The sequence below is a fragment of the Pigmentibacter ruber genome (assembly GCF_009792895.1).
GTDB lineage: Bacteria > Bdellovibrionota_B > Oligoflexia > Silvanigrellales > Silvanigrellaceae > Silvanigrella > Silvanigrella rubra.
Genome location: NZ_WSSC01000001.1, coordinates 1001541 through 1021244 on the forward strand (window position 1 = coordinate 1001541; position 19704 = coordinate 1021244).

Consider the following 19704-nt stretch of genomic DNA (forward strand, 5'->3'; position numbering starts at 1 on the left):
ATATGGAAAACAATTCTGCAAAAGATATCAAGTTACCGTCCATTCCCGATGCTGTTCGAGAATGTTTAGCTCAAATGTATAGCTCAGAGGCCGATATAGCAAAATTGGCAAATCATGCGCAAAAAGATGCAGGTATAACATCGAGCATTTTGAAACTTGCAAACTCTTCTGTTTATTCGATGGGACAATCTACTAGTGATTTGAAGGTCGGAATGACTCGAATTGGTCTTAGTTCGTTAATGCAAATTCTTATTAAATATTCCATTGAAAAGTTATTTGAGTTTGAAGCAATAGATTTTTTTAATGTAAAATCCTTTACTAAACATTCCTCATGGGTATCACAAGTAGCATTTGAAATAGCAAAGCATTTAAAAATTGAGGCTTTATCTGACTTATTAGTTGCTGGTTTATTGCATGATGTAGGCTTACTTGTTAGAACAGTTTCAGATAAAAATTTAATGAAACAAGTGACCGAGAAATGTTTAAAAGAAAAAATAGATTTTAATATTGCAGAAAAATTATTGAAATTAGAGCCTCATGAACAGTTAGCAGAGGTATTGCTGCAAAAATGGCAATTGCCCCAAAATGTTATTATATTAATTAAGTATCATCATACTGAAGAAAAATTTCGGCCTAAAACGCTGTCTTCAGATCAAAATAAATTAATCAATATAATGTGCTTAGCTGATACAATTGCCCATCGCTTTGGTAATGCTTTTCAAAATTATCATCGCGATACAAGAGTTAATCAAATAGAATTAGAAAAAATAGGTTTAACTAGCCAAGATGTCGGCAATATAGTAAAACACGTAACTCAACAATTACAGTTTTTTTAATTTATGAAAAAATTTTTAATTTTTTTAATTCTATTTTTTACCCCAAGTATTGTTGCTGGTTTTTTATTATTTAAATTTTTCCCCCAAGATTCAAAACAACTCCTTGATCTTGGTAAAACAAAGTTGGTTGAAAAGGCTCCATTTACAAAAAATTATATTGCATTACCTGCAAAAAAAATTGAAAAGACTGATAAAAAACAAATGCCTTTAGAAAAAAAAGAAATTGTATTAGTCAATAATTTACAACATTTTACAAATGCTGAAGTCTTTTCCCCAATTTGTGCTGAAGAAATACAAGAAAAGTTTAATGAACCTTTCACTCAATGTAACAAGTGTCCAAAATACATGAATTATAAAAATAGTGATCATAATTTTTTATATTTTTATGAAACAAGGGGTAAAATTTTAAATAAAAACGATGAAGAAGCATTTGTAATTATGAAAGGTTGTAATGAAGATAAAAATTTGGCAACTATTGTTTTATTAAGGAATGGTTATGGCGGATGGCAAAGGGTAAAACATTATTCTAATATACAAATAGATAAGGAACCGCTTGAATTTTTTGATAGTCATGGCATGCTAATCTTTGTGACAAAAAAAACGTTACTGAGTGAGAAAGAGCTAAAACAAGAAATATATTCATTTAAAATACAATCAGATAAAATAGAGCAGAAAGATTTATTTGCTATTGGTATGGAAAGAACAAATGAATGTCATCATACTTTGCAGGGAAGTATTGAAGATCCTATTAAAATAAATGGGAAAACATTTCAAACAAATCTTGAACTTATTGGTTGTAAAAAAAATATGTTAAATGGTTTACATAAGGTTACTTTTTCTTTGTCAGAAGATAATATTTTTTCTCCAAATAAAGAAACAAATGCTTTGATGACTAAAATAGAAAAATATGGTGAAAATGATGCTCCGTAAAATTTTTATAGTACTGTTTATTTGTATGATATTATTTTTTCAAAGTAATGTGCAAGCTTATGAAGATAAAGAATCCTCATCAGTCCCTTCTAATTTTGGTTTGTCATTAAATATTTTAGGACCTTTATTTGGATTATATTCAGCGGGAGTCTCAACGTATGTTTCTCAAAATGTTCAAATAGGTTTATATGGAACATATTTTGATACACGTAATATTGATCCGCAAGTTACTGGTTGGCAAAGTCAGGTTCGACTTAATTTATATTTTACTGCTCCAAATGTTAGTGGGATATATCTAGGACTTTTTGGTGGTTATGAATCAGTTACTATTAAAAAAAGTGATAATAAGTCAGATTCCTACAATGATTTGATAGGCGGTGTAGTTCCCGGATACAAATGGTCAATGACTAAAAAATTAAATTTATTACTTGGTATTATGATTGGATATATGTACGGGGATGTCCAGGTTAGTCCTGAAATTTCTTTTGTTTATTCTTTATAGTAAATATTCTTAAGTTAAAATTGATTGTTTAGTTACTTAATTTAATTTATTTAATTACTAGGAAATTAAAGAATGAAAAAAATTATTCCTTTATTTTATTTATTTTTTTCTTTCTCGTCTGAAGCCTTGACTTTAAAATTGTTCTACCCTGATAAAGATTCTCCCCCCAATCAAATGGGAAACGATGATAAAGTAGCAGATCCTCCAGGTTTATCTCTTGATGTTATTTCTAAAGCAGCAAATGATTTGAAAATAAATATTGAATATTTTCGTGTTCCTACGAATAGGGTTTTTATAACGTTAAAGAAAGAAGAAGCTGATGGAATATTCGTTTTTTCTTATTTACCTGAAAGAACTGAATATGGAGTTTTTCCTTTTAGTAATGGCAAAGCTGATAGCAGTAGACGAGTATTTTCATTGAAATATCATTTTTATCGAAATAAAAACTCTACAGTTTCTTGGGATGGCACAAAGCTATTAAATTACAACTCTAATATAGGAGCATCTAGAGGCAGTTCTGTCATAGAAACTTTAAAAAAATTGAATATTCCTTTTGAAGAAAGTAAAGGTTCGGAAGTTTTATTTAAAAAAGTGAGTGCTGGTAGGCTTGATGTTTTGGTCGAGCATGATTTAACAATTGATATATTTAACTCAAAATTACCTGACCATCATAAAATTGTTAAATTAAACCCAGCCGTACTTGAAAAAGATTATTTCTTAGTTTTTGGCAAAAATTTTTATGAAAAAAATAAGGATCTGTGTGAAAAATTTTGGAATCAAATTGGGAAAGTAAGGGATGATACTATTAAACAAAATATCCATAAATATAAATAATTCGCATTTGGAATTGACATACATTTTTTGGAAGAATTAAAGATTATTATACTTTATAAAAATATGGTATAAAATACAAACAAATATAAAAATTTATTGCTGGTAGATGTATGAAAAAAATAATACTAATTTTCCTGCTTTTCTTTATAAATTCTTCTTCAGCAGAAGATGTTGATATTATAATATTAACACATGAATTTTCAAATCAGACAGTAGCTATAACTGATAATAAAATAACTGGAATTGCGGGAGATATTCTTTCTAGCGCTTTAAATCAAAGTAATATTTCCTACAAAATTATATATCTACCATGGAAAAGAGCGCAATTAGATACATTATTAAACTCAAATAAAAAAACATTTATTTTGCCTTTAACAAGAAATGCAGAAAGAGAAAATAATTATATATGGATTTCAAAATTGTATGAATTAGAATCCATTTTTTTAACTCTTAAAAATGAAAAAAATATTGATAATTTTAGTACTGCTAAAAATAAAAAAATAGGGGTTCTTTTCGGGTCTTCTATGGAACAAACTCTAAGAGATACCAAAAATGGTTTAGTTCCAGAAGATATTGAAACATCTTTTAATCAAACAGCTATTTTAAAAAAACTTATCGATAAAAGAATTGATGCTTGGTATGATGTAAAAATTGATATTGTTGCTGAACTTAAAAATCAAAATCAAGATATTTCTAATTATAATTTTGGAAAAAAAATAGATTTAGAAGAAAACTACATTGCTACTTCAAAAAATGTTTCAAAAGAATTAATTCAAAAAATTGAAAATTCCTTTGAAAAATTTAAAAAAACACCTGAATATATTAAAATATTAAAAAATTATTTAGGAAAAATTTAATTTCCGCCTTTTTTAGCAAGCAATGCTTCTGTATTTTTTTCTGATTCAGCGGCAGGTAAACAATACTTAGTTGATAGATAAAAGATAAATAAACTAAATACACCTAATACTAAAAAGTCCCAACCTAAAGGAATAACTTTTTGTCCACCATCAAAGGAGCCATAATAAGATAGTACACAGAAAATTAGCATATAAGGAATAAGCCATAAAGCAGATTTATAGTCTAATTTGTTTGCAATATGTTCTTTATCAATCGAGTTTTTCCCAAGGTGATTGGAAATAACAAAAACAACAAGACCTGCAATTACGGTTACAGCTAGTTTCCATACTACATTCCAACCTGACCAGTAGATCATTAAGTTACAAACATAGAAGGCTATAAATGATAGTAGTGGATAAAAAGGAAGGCTAAATGGACGTGGTCTGTTTGGTTGTTGTTTTCTTAATGCAATTAAACAGATAGGCCCAACAGCAAAGGAAAAAATAAGAGCTGAAGAAAGAAAGGAAACAATTGCTTTCCAACCACTAAAAGGAAGAAAGGCAAGCATTGAAACAACTAAATTTAAAAATATGGCGCGCATTGGAATGCCGGATTTGGCAATTTTAGCAAAAATTTTAGGAGCATTTCCAGATTGGCTCATTGTTTGAACAATGCGTGCACTTGATGCAACATATAGAACTCCAGTCCCTAAAGGCGAAACAATGGCATCTATATAGAGAACTGTAACAAGCCAAAAAATTCCAATTTTTGCCGCAAGGCCAGCTAATGGACCAGCATCACCAGCAAAAGAAAGATTTTTAAAACCATTTGCTAAAGCACTGTCTGGCATTGCTGTAATAAAAGAATATTGTAGACCGCAATAAAGAACAATACAGATAGAAATAGATAAAATTAGAGCTAAGGGAATATCACGTTGTGGACGTTTTGATTCTCCCGCAAGAAGAGCAGCATGTTGAAATCCGCAAAATGAATATACAACACCAGCTAGTGCGACAGCAGAAAATATTCCGTTAATTCCATAAGGAGCAAATTCGTGTGGAGATGTTGAAGTTAAACCTAAATTATCCACATTATGCGATGTCATCAAAAACATAACAACAACGAGAAAGGGAACAAGAAGTTTCCAAGTACTTATGAAGTTATTAGCATTGGCTAGAAATTTTGCACCAAAGCTATTTAACAGTATCAGAACCAACATGGTTAGAAAACAAATAATATAACCAGTAGATGTAAAAACATTAATTCCATCTACTTTTTGAATTAAAGAAGGAAAGCGATTTCCCATATAGAGAATTGTAGATTGAACCTCTTGAGAAATAGAAACTACATAAGTAATCCAAGTGATCCAGGTAAGAATAAAACCCACAAGTTTACCGTGAGTAAAAATTGGAAAAGCAGCAACTCCCCCAGAGATAGGAAACATTGTACTCAACTCAGCAAATGTGAGGGCAAGAAACATAATACTCACGCCACCAATAAGCCAAGAAATCAATGAGGCCGGTCCTGCCATTTGCGCCGCATACAGGGAACCGAAGAGCCAGCCAGATCCTACAATTCCGCCAAGGCTGGCACATATAATGCCAAATAAACCAATACTTCGTTTAAGTTTCATGGTGTATCACCTTTCGAAGTTAAAAAAATTTTATGAATATGGAATCTTTCAGGCGCTATAAAGCTTCCCATTGAGAAATCCGAACATTTATTTACACAATTCATTTAGTTCTTTATTTCTGGTTAGTCAAATTAATTGATTCCCTTCAAGCATAATCTGTAAATGCGAAAAGTGCATTTATTGGGTTTTCTTTTTGAAATTATTTGACAAAAAAATTTTGTTGCAGTGAAAAAAAAATAAAGAGTTGAATCCTATAAAAAATACAACATGCTCTAATTTTAAATAAATTTTGGTATATTTATAGATATTAATGAAAATTTTCTAAAATTCTAATCTTCTCTAAAGCAGAAATTACCTTTAATAAAGAAGATTTAACTTTAGAAAAGGTAAGTAAGAAAAAATGAAATATCAATAGGTTTAATTACAAGCGGAAAGAAATCTAAACTTTTCTGTTTCTAAATAAGATTCGTAACTATTTCCATAGTTTTTGCTAGAGCAATAGGTAACTTTTCCAGATGAGTGCCTCCGCCACGTGCAAAATCGGGGCGGCCTCCACCTTTACCATCTACAAGTTCAGACAGTTGTTTTACAATTTGTCCCGCTGAAAGTTTTTTATGTTCTTTTAGTAAATTAGAATTTATCCCGACCATGAAGTGAACTCTTGAGTCTGCTTTTGTTGCAAGAATTGCTATTATGTTAGGCTTTTCTTTTAAACGATCACAAAGTAATTCAAGTTCTTTAAGATCAATTTCAGCAAAGGATTTTACAATAAGTTTTGCTTTGCCTTGAATATCATTTCCACTCTCTAAAATTTCAGAAATTTCGGCATTTACTAATCTGCTTTGTAAAACTTGAATTTGTTTTTCCATGTCTTTTTGCTGATCTTTGATCGAAATAATTTTTTGTGCAATATCATGCTCTGAGCATTTTAATAAATCTGTTACCGAGTGAATTATTTCTTTTGTTTTATTAAGGTACTCATAAGTATTATGACCTGTTACTGCTTCTATTCTTCTAACTCCGCTAGTAACACTGCCTTCAGAAATAATTTTAAACATTCCAATTTGCCCAGTTGAACTAACATGTGTTCCTCCACACAATTCTAAAGAAAAATTTGGAACGTTAAGCATTCGCACAAATTCATCATATTTTTCATCAAACATTGCCATCGCACCCATTTCTTTTGCTTTGGCTAAAGGAACGGATTCATAAGTCTCCACAACAATATTTTTTAGTATTTGTTCATTTACTAATTTTTCAACTTGGAATATTTCTGCAGAACTCATTGCTTTATTATGCGAAAAATCAAAGCGCAGAGTTGTAGAATTAACTAAAGATCCTGCTTGACGAACATTTTCACCAAGCACGACCTGCAAAGCTTTATGTAACAGGTGTGTAGCAGTATGGTTACGCATGGTACTTTGTCTTAAAGAGAAATCTATCAAAGCTGTAACCTTAGACTGTTCGCCAAATAACTGTATCAACTCTGAATTAGTTAAAGGTTTAGCATTTTCTGAGCTAAATTCATCATGTTTTAAAAGATGGACAATTGCATTTACGGTTTTTCTAACATCTACGACTTCAAATTCATTTTTTCCATAAGAGTTATTTGTTATAAACCAGCCAGAATCACAAACTTGTCCACCTCCTTCTGGATAAAATGGAGTGTTTGAAATAATAAGTTCAAACAATTTATTTTTAAGCTGTCTTATTTTTTTTATCTGCACAAAAGGAATAGATTGTTCAATGATTTCTTGTTTATTTTTTAAAGCACCTTGATAAATAAGATGATAACCTGAAAAAGTTTTGTCTTGATTTGGATTACTTGGATGGAACTCTATCCAAGGTGAATCATCTTGATCAAATTTGTAAAATTTTGCTTCCGAACGACTTCTTTCTTTTTGCTCCAACATATGTTTGTTAAAACTATCAATATCGGCTGTAAAACCTTGTTCTTCACAAAGTATTTGAGTTAAATCATATGGAAATCCAAAGCTATCATGCAAAATAAAGACATGTTCACCAGAAAGTATTTTTTTATTTTTTAATTTTGCTTCTTCAATAAATCCCTGGAACTTTGTTAAACCACTTTCAAGAGTAGTATTAAAACGTAATTCTTCTAATTGAATAGCTTGCTCAATTTGCATTTTATTCTTTTTAATTTCAGGATAAAATTCGGACATTTCTTCAACAACAACAGGAACAATTTGTTCTAAAAATGATTTGTTTTTAGGCCAATTTGGAGCTAATTTGCTTACATGTCTAACCGCTCTTCTAAGAACACGTCTTAAAACATATCCTCTTCCTTCATTAGAAAAATGTGCACCATCACCTAATGTAAATGTTAGAAGGCGAATATGATCCGCAATCACATTGCAACTTATTTCTTGTTGCTTAGTTAGTTTTTCTAAACCTAAAATACCAGCAGTCGCAGATATTTTTTCTTTTATCTTTTGAAATATATCAATTTCAAAATTTGAAGTTTTACCTTGAATTAATGCAGTGAGGCGTTCAAGTCCACAGCCTGTATCAACGCTTTTCATTGGTAAATCTTTTAAAGTACCATCTTCTTGTCTATTATATTGCATAAAAACAAGATTCCAGTATTCAAGGTAACGATCACAATCACATCCAGGTCCTTTACATTGCAATCCTTTTGCATAGCAGTCGCCAACATGTTCACCTTGATCTAAATATAATTCAGAGCAAGGACCACATGGACCAGTAGGACCCATAGCCCAAAAATTATCTTTATCACCTAAGCGAACAATTCTATTTTCTGGCACACCGATGGATTTCCAAATATCAAAAGCTTCTTGGTCGCTGTTATGCACGGTAGCCCAAAAACGACTCATATCTAATTTAAGTTCATCCTTAGAAAATTCATAAGCCCACTGGATAGCTTCTTTTTTGTAGTAATCTCCAAAACTCCATGATCCTAACATTTCAAACATAGTACAGTGGCGCCCATCCTTACCGACATCATCAAGATCGCCAATACGAATACATTTTTGTGCGTTGGTTGCTCTTTTGTAGGGTCGAACTTCTTCACCTGTTAAACAGGATTTGAATTGAGTCATTCCTGCTATCGTAAAAAGGATAGTCTGATCGCCTATGGGAATTGTGGAGGCACTTGGGACATAAGTGTGTTTTTTTGTTTCAAAAAATTGAATGAATTTTCTGCGAATGTCATTAGTTTTCATATTTTCTCCAAATGCCTACCACGTTCTAATAAATTTGAATACAGATAAGGTAATATCAAAGCGTACGGAAATCCGAGCTATGATGACATATAGAATGCCGTTGCGATGATGGCAACAAACAAGTTTAAGGAAAAAAGACTAAATGCAAAATGGAATTCAAGAAGAAAGCAATTTGCAGAAAGAAACAAAACAATTAGGAAGAGCAAGTTTTGGTGCTATGTTGGGCGTTTTGCTTTCGAGAGCTTCGGGGGTTTTAAGAACAGCCGTTGTTAATGCTACTTTTGGTTTATCGCATTCACTTGATGCTTTTAATACTGCTTTTCGTTTTCCGAACAGTTTAAGAGATTTATTAGCAGATGGCGCATTGTCAGCAGCATTTGTAAAGGTATTAGTAGACGAGAGAGCAAAAGGAAAAGAAGCTGAGAAAGAACTTATTCAAGTTATTATCGGTTTCTTTTTGTTTTTAACGTTGCTTATAGCATTTTTAACTATGATATTTTCTACACCTTTTATGCAATTAATTGGTGGAAATCAATTTAAAAATTCAGGAAATTTAGAGTTAGCATCTCAATTATTTAAAATCTTAGGATTTTATTTACCTCTTACCATGTTAAATGCTGTTGCAATGGGAGTTTTGTCAGTCCTTGGACAAACATTTCGTGCAATGAATAGTTCAGCTTTTTTAAATGTTGGAATCATTGCTTGTGCTGTTTGTTCCCCATTTTTAAGTCATTTCTCTATCAATCCAATCTATGCCATCGCTGTCGGTGCAATGTTGGGTGCATTTTTTCAAATGATTTATCAGTACATCCCTCTTTATCACTTAGGACTATTAAAATTGCCAAGTTTTAATGTCTTGCATTGGATAAGATATAAACCATTACATACTGTTTTAATATTGATGATTCCTAGGGGCATTGCTCAAGGTGCTTTAGTTATAGCTTTAATGATCAATACTTATTATGCAATTAGTATTGGCTCAGGTGTATTAAGTTATATTATTACTGCTATTACAATTATCCAAGTACCAATAGGATTGTTTGGTGTGGCAACGGGGTTTGCTGCGCATCCTATTCTAACTAAAGCAGTAAATGAAGGATTAAATAAAAAGTTTTCCAGTTTACTTACTGAAAGTTTAGAAACAGTACTATGGCTTGCTAGTATTACTACTTTAAGTTTTTCTTTATTGATAGTTCCTTTTTATTCGGTGCTTTTTGAACACGGTAAAGTAACAAATTATGATACAATTCAAAATTCATTAGCAGTTTGTTCTTATTCAATAGGTATTACTTTTGCTGCTGGTTCTAAAATATTATTAAATGCATATTATGCTATTAATTCTACTAAACAGATTATTTATAATGCATTTATTTATTTAATATTAAACGCAACTTTAAGTTCAATTCTTGCCCCAAAATATGGAGTTATTGGTTTGGGCATTTCATACAGTACCTCTACTGCATTTGATTTTTTTCTTAATTACTATTTTTTAAAGAAAAATTTTCAGAAAAAATACTTTGGCGATAATCCTTATATTGCAGGGGGAAAATATTTTAATTTTAAAATAATTGTGTTTGCCATACTTTCTTACCTTTTAGGTGCTTTAGGTATTTTTATGACTAATAAGTTTTGGAAAAATATTGAAAATATTCTTTTCTTTAAGAAGGATTTTTTGCTTAATTTTAGTTTTCTTACTATTGGTGGACTCATTATTCTTATATTAAGTTATTTATTTATTATAAGAATGGGTCCACACAATTTAAAAAATTTAGTTACTAAATTCAAAAAAAGGTTGATTCATTAATTGTCTAATTCTACATACACAGTTTTTAGCTGTGTATAGTTATCAATAGCGGCAATGCCGTTTTCTTTTCCAAATCCTGACGCTTTAAATCCACCAAATGGAATTTCAACAGGGCTTAAATTATAACTATTAATCCAACACATGCCAGCTTGAATTTGGTTTATGACTCTATGTGCGCGATTTAAATCATTAGTTAAAATTCCGCAAGCTAGTCCATAAGCTGTATTATTTGCTCTTTCAATCACTTCATTTTCATTTTGAAATGAAAGAATTGACATGACTGGGCCAAATATTTCATCCTTCACGATTGTCATATCATCATGACAATCAGTAAAAATTGTAGGTAACAAAAAGTTTCCATTTGCAAATTGGCTTTCACTTGGGCTCCATTCCGGAGCTTTGCCTCCATAAATTAATCTAGCTCCTTCTGATTTTCCTTTTTCAATATAACCCAATACTTTATTGAAATGCTCTTTTGAAATAAGCGCACCTAGCTTAGTATTTTTATCATAAGGATCACCAACTTTTAGTTTCGATACTTTATTCAATAAATAATCTGTAAATTTATCTTTAACTTTTTGGTGAACGAAAACTCTTGTTGCATTTGTACAAATTTCTCCTTGATTATAAAAATTTGCATTAATTGCAATTTGTGCAGCTTTATCGATATCAAAATCATCGCAAATAATAAGGGGTGATTTACCACCTAATTCAAGACTGACATGTTTTAAATTATTTGCTGCATTTTGCATAACTCGTTTCCCAGTTGAGTAGGAACCAGTTAAAGAAATTTTTTGAATATCATTATGTAAACTTAAATATTCTCCAACTTCTCTTCCACCTTGAACAACTTGGAAAACGCCTTCAGGAATTCCAGCTTCAAGGAAAATTTCGTACAGTTTATTGGCACTCAGCGGAGTGAGTTCGGAAGGTTTAAAGATCATAGCATTACCGGCAGCTAGCGCAGGAGCAGCTTTCCAACAAGCAATTTGGAAAGGATAATTCCACGCACCAATTCCTGCGCAAATGCCTATTGGCTCTTTTCTTGTGTATGCAAAAGATTTTCCAAGTTGAACGTGATCTCCATGAATGCTTGGAGCTAATCCTGCAAAATACTCTAAAGACTCAGCTGCGCTAGGGAAGTCTACTTCAAGAGCTTCAGTGATAGGTTTACCAGTGTCCAACACTTCTATTTGTGCAAGTTCGTGCGTGCGAGATCTAATAATACTTGCTGCTCTATTTAGTATCTTTGCTCTTTGCAATCCTGTAAATGTTGACCATGTTTTAAAACCAATTTTTGCTTTTTGAATAGCACTCTCAATTTCATAATTTTGAGTGATTTCAATATCACAAATTTTCTTACCAGTGGAGGGAGAGTAGTTAGAAAAAGTCTTTTGCATTTTACTTCCTTTCATGTTAAGTGGAAGTTCTAAGTAACATATTTTAAAAGTATTTAAAAGCAGCGAATTTTAAATAAATATTTTGGTTACTTTAGCTTTTTAAAAAAATTATCTATATTATTGTAATAATCTTTGATAAAAAAATTATTTTTTTCAAGCCAGTTAAAATTATAATAGGTATTTGTATATCTCTCGCCAGAATCACAAAGCAAAGTTACAATCGAACCTTCTTCTTTTTTCTTTTGCATTTGTTTTATGATTTCAATGACACCACAAAAATTTGTACCAGTTGAAGGCCCTCTCTTGTAATCTAAAAAATCTGCAAGGTAGTGCATTGCTGCAATAGAAGCAGAATCCGGAATTTTTAGCATTTGATCTATAATTTCTTTGATAAATGACTTTTCCACCCTTGGTCTACCAATTCCTTCAATTTTAGAGGAAAAATTTGTTTCAAAGTCAGCAGGAACTTTATTATGATAAAAATCATAAAAAACTGAATGCTCAGGATCTACTACGCAAACTTGTGTATCAAGCGATTTATAACGAATATATCTTCCAATTGTTGCACTAGTACCACCAGTTCCGGCACCAATAACAATCCATTTTGGAATGGAAAAGCGCTCATTTTTCATTTGTGCGAAAATGGCTTCAGCAATATTATTATTACCTCGCCAATCGGTTGCTTTTTCTGCATATAAAAATTGATTCATGAAATAAGAATTTTTATTTTTTGCTAATTTAATTGCTTCATTAGAAACTTCAGTTGAATTTTTTACCAAATGACAATAACCACCATAAAATTCAATTTTTGCAATTTTTTCTTTTGAAGTATTTTCAGGCATAACTGCAATAAATTTAAGACCAAGCATTTTAGCAAAATAGGCTTCAGAAACAGCCGTAGATCCTGAAGAAGACTCTATTACGGTTGTTTTTTCATTTAAGTAACCATTACATAGAGCATACAAAAATAAAGATCTTGCTAAACGATGCTTCAAGCTTCCTGTAGGATGGGCTGATTCGTCTTTAAAATAAAGATCAATATTTTTTAATTGGGGAATAGAAATTTTAAATAAATGTGTATCTGATGAACGGTTAAAATCAGCTTCTATCTTTTTTACTGCTTCTTTTAGCCAAGAATTATTCATAACTAAACCTTTCTAATTAATCTCTAAAAATAGAACTAATCTTAAAAATAAGTTTTGACAAGAATTTATCTTTAATTTTTAAAACTTAAAGAATTAAAAATATTTGTAAATTCAAAATTCTTCTGATTTTTAATGCCAGAACAAATTTTTAAGTTGAGATTTTTAGAACAACTTTTGTCTCGTTCAAGTGACCACATCCTTATTTCAGAAAGATTTAGTTTTTTATTTTCAAAAATTAAATTTTTTGCATCTTGAATTGTAAAAACTTCATTTTTTAAATCATTAATTCCAATCATAGGAGTAATTGAAATTAAATTTAGTATATTTTCTTTTTTTATTTTTTTATTTATCTTAAGTAAAAAAAGTAAAGAATTATTTAATGCAGATAGTGAATATTTTAACATATTTCCGTTTAATTCTTCTGAGTAGTTCATTGTTAATAAATTAACGGTGAATTGAATATTGTTATTTTTTAAATCGAGTAATAATTTTTTTGTAGTAGAATTAAGACCTGTCGGCATGATAGGAATTGTTATCGATATTTTTAAATTTTGATAAATTCTTTGCAAATCTTTAAGAGCAATAATTAATTTTCTTAATGCAACTTTATTGGTTAAAATTCTTCCTTCAAGGTCAAAATCAAGTCCAATTGGACGATATAGTTTGATAATTTTTTCATAACTTTGGAATAGATCATTGGGACTTTTGCATTTGATTGATAAATCCTTTCCATCTTGTCCGCCAAATGAAATGTAATAAGCAATATTTGTAGATTTAATATCCTTTAAAAGTTCGAGGATTTCTGTATTGTCTATTCTATTACTTTTTAAACCATCCCAGGCAGGGAGACATTTGTCAGCATCTTGAATAAAAGCCAGTGTTATGTATTTTAAACTATTTTTTTTAATGATTTCTTTTAATGATAAATCATCTTTTTTTTCAAGATATTCAGTAAATTCAGCATAAGGATTAAATATAGTTTTTGAAATTGATTGTGAAAATGAATTAGAAGAATAAAAAAGATAGCTAATAGTAAAAATGACATATAATAAATTAAATTTATGTTTAAATTGATTTGAAAATTTATATCTCATTTTAGTAATTACCAACTAATATTTTTGCCATTGTATTTATAGTTGCAGAAATTTTATTATCTTTGCTTGTTTTTGTATAATAAAAAACATTTTTAAATGCTGTATTAAATGAGTTTCTAATTAAAAACATTGAGGAATAAATTTGATTTCCTTCATTTGTACTAAATAAAACATCTGGGTCATCAAAAAAAAGAATATAGCTATTTAATTCAAAAGTTAGCATTCTTTTCATATCAAAAATGACTGAAGATAACTCCTCTAAATAAGGTAACCGAGAAATTAATGATGGTTTTATTTGCAAAAAAACAATTTTTCCTTCAGCAAATACTTCCAATGGAATTTCAATATTTTTAAAAAAATGTTTGCCATCCAATAAAGAAAGAATTAAAATATTTTCTCCCTTTTTATAGTAATCTAGTATTTCTCTTTTTATTTCCATATCTTTTTCAGATGTATTAAATCCGATAAATACTTGACATTTTCCGTCATTACTATTAATTCTATTGTTTAAAATATTTAGTAAATTTTTTACATCATTTGAAACTTGCAGAATATCAATTGGCTTTGGCATGTACTTAGTAGCCCCAAGTTCATTAGCCCTTCTTCTAGTACTTTCTTCTTTGTCACCACTCACACAAATAATAGGAATTGAGGATAAAATTGGATGTGCACGAAAAAAACTTAGAATTTCAAATCCATCAATATTTGGCATATTGAGATCAAGTAAAATTAAATTAGGTTCTTCTTTTTCAGCAATAACCATTGCATTTGTGCCAGAAAGTTCACTGATAACCTTAAAATGTTTTGAAAGTGCTTTTGAAATAATTTTTTGTGAAACTTCATCATCGTCTATGTACAAAATTTTTTTCTTTTCAATATTTTCATCAGGTTTTTTTTCGATTGTTAAATCAAGTTGCTGGCTTTCACTCATCAGTTAAATCCTTTAATTAGTAAATATTTTACTAAATTTTTTACATTTAATATCCGTGTCAAATTTATTTTACTAAGAATTATATGCCTATTCCTATTATTTTCTATGTCTCGATAAGAGTATGCGGGAATGTTTAATCAATAGGTATGTAATATGGTAAGAAAAAACATTTTAAAAGTGAAAGATAAAGAGCTATTTTTCATTGTTGTTATTGTCTTACTAATTTGTACTTTTTGCATATTTGTTTTATTTAAAAGTTATGATTTTTCTAAATTAACAGGTGTAGAACTTGGTTTCTTTTATGCAATGCGAGTTTATTTACTTTTTCTGTTTGTAAGATTACTTGGCCACTTGTTTTTTAGTTTTGCAAATCATTTTTTTGCCAAAACTATTGATAAACTAGATTACTATCCTTTAGTTACGGTGATTATTCCTTGTTTTAATGAAGAAAAAGTTATAAATAATGCTGCAAAATCAATTTTAAGCATGAGTTATCCAAATATTGAAATATTGATTGTTGACGATGGTTCGTCAGATTCCACTATTGAAGTTGTCTCTTTACTAGAAAAAAAAGGACGAATTCGTGCCATCCATCAAGAAAATGCAGGTAAAGCAGCAGCTCTAAATAGAGCTGTTAGTGAAGCCCATGGAGATTATGTTCTTTGTATGGATGCAGATAGCGTATTGAATACAGAAGCAATCGAAGTTGGAATTAAATACTTTGAGCATGATGCTAAAGTTGCAGCTGTAGCAGGTAGTGTTGAAATTGGTAACGTTCATAATGCGATTACCTCTTTTCAAAAACTAGAATATATCTCTGGTCTTAATTTATTCAAAGTTGCACAGTCATTTTTAGGAAGTGTTATTGTTATCCCAGGTCCTATTGGCTTATTTCGGAAAGATATTTTACTTGAAGTGGGTGGTTATCACTCAAATACTTTTGCTGAAGATTGTGAATTAACTATCAGACTTTTAATGGCTGGTTACAAAACTGTTTATGATGCAAAAATGGTGGCTGTTACTGAAGCTCCAGATGACTTTAATTCATTAATTTCTCAACGCTATCGTTGGAACAGGGGAATTGTTCAGGCAATTAGAGAAAATATTATTTGGTTATTTTTACCCTATAAAAGCTTAAAAAATTTTTTTATCATTATTTACATGATTTTAGAATCAATATTTATTCCGGTAGCCAATTTTGGTTTTGGGATGTTTTCCATAGCTTATACGTTAATTCATAGTTCAGAAAATTTTGTTGGTTATTTCTTTTTTCAACTTGTTATACTGGATATAATTGTTACCTTATTTTGTATTGTGACAGAAAAAAGATCTTATTCTTTACTTTTCTATTCTGCCATTAATCGAATTACATATTCGTTTTCCTTAGAAGTGGTAAGATTTTTTTCAATTCTTGACGAGTTTCTCAAACTCCCAATGAATTGGGCAAAATTGGAACGCAAAGGAATGGATCAATGATAATACAAAATATATTAAGTATATTTGTCCTTTCATTATGCCTTGCAACACTCTTTATTACTTTAGTTACTTATTTTTTATATCGCTTCAAGCAGTTATTGAAGTTAGGTAAAGTAGATGCAACTCAAATTATTGAAGGAGTTTTTTTTAAGAAATATGCACCTTATATCCAACCAAAAGAAAAAAAGGAGAAAAATGAATTTGACAGTAAACTAAGTGATAGAAAAACTTTGATGAATTTTTTTGCTGTTATAGCTATAATTATTTTTATTTCTCTAATTTCAGGTTATCTTTACAGTTATTTTAGACTTGGGGAAAAAACAATAGATACTAATAAATATGAAGGTCTTTTGGCTAAAGGTCTGATGAAGGAATTTCAATTAAATTCTTTACAAGAAGATCCATTATTTAACGAGTTTATTTCGGAAGAAAAAAAGAAAATACTATTATCTAATTTTTCTAAAATGAATCAATATAAAATTGCAATTTACAAGCCAGATAAATATAAAGATTTTGAAAAAAATCAGGGAATAATTTTTGAAGGGTGGAAACAATTCTTTGAAAAATACAAATTTAATTATACTACTTTTTCAGACTTTAATGATATTGATATTGGGAAAATTAATTTATTATTGCTACCAAATGCTATTTCTTTAAATAAAAAAGCAAAAATTGAAATTGAAAAAATATTAAATAAAAAAATTCCGGTGTTTGCCACAGGTGCGGTTGCCTATTTTGATGGCCTTGGAGAAATCAATCTAGATCAATTTTCTGAAAAAATATTTGGAATAAAACTAGAAAAAAGCAAACAAAAAAGACCATATTATCCTACGCTTTTTAAAGCAAATAGCATTCCCTGGATTGATGCACCTCCAGGATTGTTACTAAATTATTTTCCTTATGACAATCAATTTCATGCACATTTTATTGCAGGTTATCCCTCTATTTTTGAAGGAAATACTCAGTCTGAAATTCGAACCGATAAGTATGATGCTGAATTTGTTGTGCGTGGTGTTTTTAAGGAAAGTAATGCAAGAACAGTATGGCTTGCTTTGGATCCACCTGTAAAAGATCAAAAAGTAGCAGAAGCAGATCAATATTATTTGGATCTTATGCTTCTTAATTCTTTGCAATGGGCTTTAGATCTTCCACAAGTTTTGAAGCCAGCATGGAAAGATTTAGCAAAAACAGTTTTTGTCCCTTCGTTGGAAATTTACAGTTTTAATAATTTTATTAAAAATTATATTGATATTTTAAAAGATTATCGCTTTCCCATGACAATATTTTTAACTTCAGAAGTTATTCAAGAAAATCCTCAATTTATAGAAGACGAGGCAAATCCAAGCATAGAATTTGCTTCATTAGGAGAAGATGAAAAAATTTTACAAGGAAATACTTTGCAATTTCAATTTCAGGAAATTCAAAACTCTCGTTTATTGATTGAAGAAGCTTGGCAAAATAAAGTTTTTGGATTTAAAGCATCTGATGCAAAATTTGATTCCACTACTTTAAATGCTTCAATGCAAAATGGATTATATTACTTTTTAGGCAAGCAAAATTTATTTAGGCTTTCTCCTGTTCCTTTAGATGACAATAATTTTGTTTATATTCCAAAAAATTATGCAAAAGAATTGAAAATGTTTAAAGCAGCAAAATTTCACAATTCATCAATTTTATACAAGGATTTATTGAATCAATTTTCTGAGGTAGAAAAATTAAATGGTGCAGCATTTTATAACTTTCCTGCAAAATATTTTGGATCTAAAAATATGGAAAAAGCTTTAGATAATTTTTTAAAAGATATATCGAAAAAAAATGTTTGGAAAACAAATTATGTAAATTTAGCACTTTGGTGGTTGGAAAGAGAAAATATTTATGTTAATTTAGTTGCAGAAAATGGGAAAAATAAAATTATCATAAAAAATGAAAATAGCTTTAAAATTGATTCTTATTCCTTAATATTAGCAAATATTAAGGATAAGAAATATAATATCTTTTTCAATGATAAAAACTTAAAAATAGAATCTACGGATTCTTATGATTATGTAAAAATTGATGAAATAAATCCAAATAGCACAATTATTTTAAATTTACAGGAAAATTTATGAGAATTATATTTTTCATTATAGTGCTACTTTTCCCAATATACTGCTGGGCTGATATGAGTCAGCTGTCAGGAAATTATACTTATCTCCAGTCTTCTGATCAGATGTTTATGCATTCATCAAGTATGGCATTTCGAAATAATAGGCGAGATTTATCGTTTCCTTATGAAAATGAAGATGAAGTTGCTTGGGATGTGGGAGGATCTCTTCTTACTACTCAAGGATTTAATGCGATTCATAATTATAATGGACAAAGAGGTAATTTTTTATTAGGAAGAAAATTTAGTTCTAACTTTCAAATAGATATTACTTCTGGTGCGCACAGATCTTATGATACAAACAATAATAATGATAAAACCATTTACAGTGGTGAAATAAAATTGTTTCTACATTCAGATGAATTATTTGATTTAATATTGTCCGCTAATAGAGATTATGCATATATTTATACTATTCAACCAGGTGGTACCAATGATCGCTTAACTACAGATGTATTGAATTTTTCTTTCAATTATAATTTTTTACCTTATTTAATGACGAGAATGAATGAAAACTATTTTTTTATTTCTGATCAAAATGCAAAATCTGTATCTACAGTTTCGCTTTTGTATGGTATTGCAACAGATGAACCTTGGATTTGGGTTGGTCTAGGTTATGAAAATACTTCTTATAAAAATAATACTACGAATTATTGGTCTCCTACAGCTTTTATGGGATTTGGCTTTCGCTCTGAAGCCAATGTTCCAATTTTTGTAATTGATAATGTATTTTTAAATTTAGAGTTTAATTATAACCGTTTGTGGGATAAGGATACTTGTACTAGAGGAAACGGAATAGCTTTTGCATCTAAATTACAATTTGGAAAACGTGACAATCATAATATTGCATTTTTTTATAATCGAATCAATTCAATTGAAGATGGAAATTTGTGGTTTTCAAATGAAATGGGTATGATATTTAACTTAATGTTTTAA

The 19704-nt window shown here is 29.7% G+C and carries 15 protein-coding genes; 9 read left to right on the forward strand and 6 right to left on the reverse strand.

Going from position 1 to position 19704, the window contains the following annotated elements; all coding sequences use genetic code 11:
- The first annotated feature begins 2 nt into the window (after positions 1-2).
- The 5 genes from GOY08_RS04155 to GOY08_RS04175 all read left to right on the forward strand — a co-directional run bounded on the left by GOY08_RS04155 (position 3) and on the right by GOY08_RS04175 (position 3959).
- A complete protein-coding gene (locus tag GOY08_RS04155; RefSeq protein WP_158997421.1) occupies positions 3-836 on the forward strand; it encodes an HDOD domain-containing protein in 834 nt (277 codons plus the stop codon).
- Between the two features lie 3 nt (positions 837-839).
- The gene (locus tag GOY08_RS04160) at positions 840-1766 is read left to right on the forward strand and encodes a hypothetical protein (RefSeq protein ID WP_158997423.1); all 927 of its coding nucleotides are present in this window, start codon (positions 840-842) and stop codon (positions 1764-1766) included.
- Positions 1756-2268: a DUF3575 domain-containing protein gene (locus tag GOY08_RS04165; protein WP_158997425.1), complete on the forward strand. Its 513-nt coding sequence runs from the start codon at positions 1756-1758 to the stop codon at positions 2266-2268. The genes GOY08_RS04160 and GOY08_RS04165 overlap by 11 nt, the downstream gene beginning before the upstream one ends.
- Before the next feature lie 72 nt (positions 2269-2340).
- Positions 2341-3102, forward strand: coding sequence for a substrate-binding periplasmic protein (locus tag GOY08_RS04170; protein ID WP_158997427.1), 762 nt, complete (start codon positions 2341-2343; stop codon positions 3100-3102).
- Between the two features lie 110 nt (positions 3103-3212).
- The gene (locus tag GOY08_RS04175; protein ID WP_158997429.1) at positions 3213-3959 is read left to right on the forward strand and encodes a substrate-binding periplasmic protein; all 747 of its coding nucleotides are present in this window, start codon (positions 3213-3215) and stop codon (positions 3957-3959) included.
- Here GOY08_RS04175 and GOY08_RS04180 read toward each other — a convergent pair.
- Together GOY08_RS04180 and alaS are read right to left on the reverse strand one after the other, a co-directional pair.
- Positions 3956-5572: an APC family permease gene (locus GOY08_RS04180; RefSeq protein ID WP_158997430.1), complete on the reverse strand. Its 1617-nt coding sequence runs from the start codon at positions 5570-5572 to the stop codon at positions 3956-3958. The genes GOY08_RS04175 and GOY08_RS04180 overlap by 4 nt on opposite strands.
- A 455-nt stretch (positions 5573-6027) precedes the next feature.
- On the reverse strand, positions 6028-8775 hold the full coding sequence (gene alaS / locus GOY08_RS04185) for an alanine--tRNA ligase (RefSeq protein WP_158997432.1): 2748 nt from the start codon (positions 8773-8775) through the stop codon (positions 6028-6030).
- 142 nt (positions 8776-8917) lie between these two features.
- Between alaS and GOY08_RS04190 the strand changes: the two genes are divergently transcribed.
- Positions 8918-10579, forward strand: a complete 1662-nt coding sequence (locus GOY08_RS04190; RefSeq protein ID WP_158997433.1) for an oligosaccharide flippase family protein — start codon at positions 8918-8920, stop codon at positions 10577-10579.
- Here GOY08_RS04190 and betB read toward each other — a convergent pair.
- From betB to GOY08_RS04210, 4 genes are all read right to left on the reverse strand, one after another.
- Positions 10576-11979 carry a betaine-aldehyde dehydrogenase gene (gene betB, locus GOY08_RS04195; protein WP_202914020.1) on the reverse strand — a complete coding sequence of 468 codons (1404 nt, stop codon included), beginning with the start codon at positions 11977-11979 and terminating at the stop codon, positions 10576-10578. The two genes, GOY08_RS04190 and betB, sit on opposite strands and share 4 nt — an antisense overlap.
- Before the next feature lie 86 nt (positions 11980-12065).
- Positions 12066-13124: a PLP-dependent cysteine synthase family protein gene (locus tag GOY08_RS04200; protein WP_158997437.1), complete on the reverse strand. Its 1059-nt coding sequence runs from the start codon at positions 13122-13124 to the stop codon at positions 12066-12068.
- Between the two features lie 71 nt (positions 13125-13195).
- Complete coding sequence (locus GOY08_RS04205; RefSeq protein ID WP_158997439.1) at positions 13196-14218, reverse strand: glycoside hydrolase family 18 protein; 1023 nt, start codon at positions 14216-14218, stop codon at positions 13196-13198.
- Between the two features lies 1 nt (position 14219).
- Positions 14220-15149, reverse strand: a complete 930-nt coding sequence (locus tag GOY08_RS04210) for a response regulator (protein WP_158997441.1) — start codon at positions 15147-15149, stop codon at positions 14220-14222.
- Between the two features lie 153 nt (positions 15150-15302).
- Between GOY08_RS04210 and GOY08_RS04215 the strand changes: the two genes are divergently transcribed.
- From GOY08_RS04215 to GOY08_RS04225, 3 genes are read left to right on the forward strand one after another with little or no spacing between them, the layout of a single operon-like run.
- A complete protein-coding gene (locus GOY08_RS04215) occupies positions 15303-16625 on the forward strand; it encodes a glycosyltransferase family 2 protein (protein WP_158997443.1) in 1323 nt (440 codons plus the stop codon).
- Positions 16622-18733, forward strand: a complete 2112-nt coding sequence (locus GOY08_RS04220) for a polysaccharide deacetylase family protein (protein ID WP_158997445.1) — start codon at positions 16622-16624, stop codon at positions 18731-18733. The genes GOY08_RS04215 and GOY08_RS04220 overlap by 4 nt, the downstream gene beginning before the upstream one ends.
- A complete protein-coding gene (locus GOY08_RS04225) occupies positions 18730-19704 on the forward strand; it encodes a hypothetical protein (RefSeq protein WP_158997447.1) in 975 nt (324 codons plus the stop codon). The genes GOY08_RS04220 and GOY08_RS04225 overlap by 4 nt, the downstream gene beginning before the upstream one ends.

Bases quoted from the DNA above. Each gene is read 5' to 3' on its own strand.
- GOY08_RS04155 (WP_158997421.1), top strand. From the start codon at position 3: ATGGAAAACAATTCTGCAAAAGATATCAAGTTACCGTCCATTCCCGAT.
- GOY08_RS04160 (WP_158997423.1), top strand. From the start codon at position 840: ATGAAAAAATTTTTAATTTTTTTAATTCTATTTTTTACCCCAAGTATT.
- GOY08_RS04165 (WP_158997425.1), top strand. From the start codon at position 1,756: ATGCTCCGTAAAATTTTTATAGTACTGTTTATTTGTATGATATTATTT.
- GOY08_RS04170 (WP_158997427.1), top strand. From the start codon at position 2,341: ATGAAAAAAATTATTCCTTTATTTTATTTATTTTTTTCTTTCTCGTCT.
- GOY08_RS04175 (WP_158997429.1), top strand. From the start codon at position 3,213: ATGAAAAAAATAATACTAATTTTCCTGCTTTTCTTTATAAATTCTTCT.
- GOY08_RS04180 (WP_158997430.1), bottom strand. From the start codon at position 5,572: ATGAAACTTAAACGAAGTATTGGTTTATTTGGCATTATATGTGCCAGC.
- alaS (WP_158997432.1), bottom strand. From the start codon at position 8,775: ATGAAAACTAATGACATTCGCAGAAAATTCATTCAATTTTTTGAAACA.
- GOY08_RS04190 (WP_158997433.1), top strand. From the start codon at position 8,918: ATGCAAAATGGAATTCAAGAAGAAAGCAATTTGCAGAAAGAAACAAAA.
- betB (WP_202914020.1), bottom strand. From the start codon at position 11,979: ATGCAAAAGACTTTTTCTAACTACTCTCCCTCCACTGGTAAGAAAATT.
- GOY08_RS04200 (WP_158997437.1), bottom strand. From the start codon at position 13,124: ATGAATAATTCTTGGCTAAAAGAAGCAGTAAAAAAGATAGAAGCTGAT.
- GOY08_RS04205 (WP_158997439.1), bottom strand. From the start codon at position 14,218: ATGAGATATAAATTTTCAAATCAATTTAAACATAAATTTAATTTATTA.
- GOY08_RS04210 (WP_158997441.1), bottom strand. From the start codon at position 15,149: ATGAGTGAAAGCCAGCAACTTGATTTAACAATCGAAAAAAAACCTGAT.
- GOY08_RS04215 (WP_158997443.1), top strand. From the start codon at position 15,303: ATGGTAAGAAAAAACATTTTAAAAGTGAAAGATAAAGAGCTATTTTTC.
- GOY08_RS04220 (WP_158997445.1), top strand. From the start codon at position 16,622: ATGATAATACAAAATATATTAAGTATATTTGTCCTTTCATTATGCCTT.
- GOY08_RS04225 (WP_158997447.1), top strand. From the start codon at position 18,730: ATGAGAATTATATTTTTCATTATAGTGCTACTTTTCCCAATATACTGC.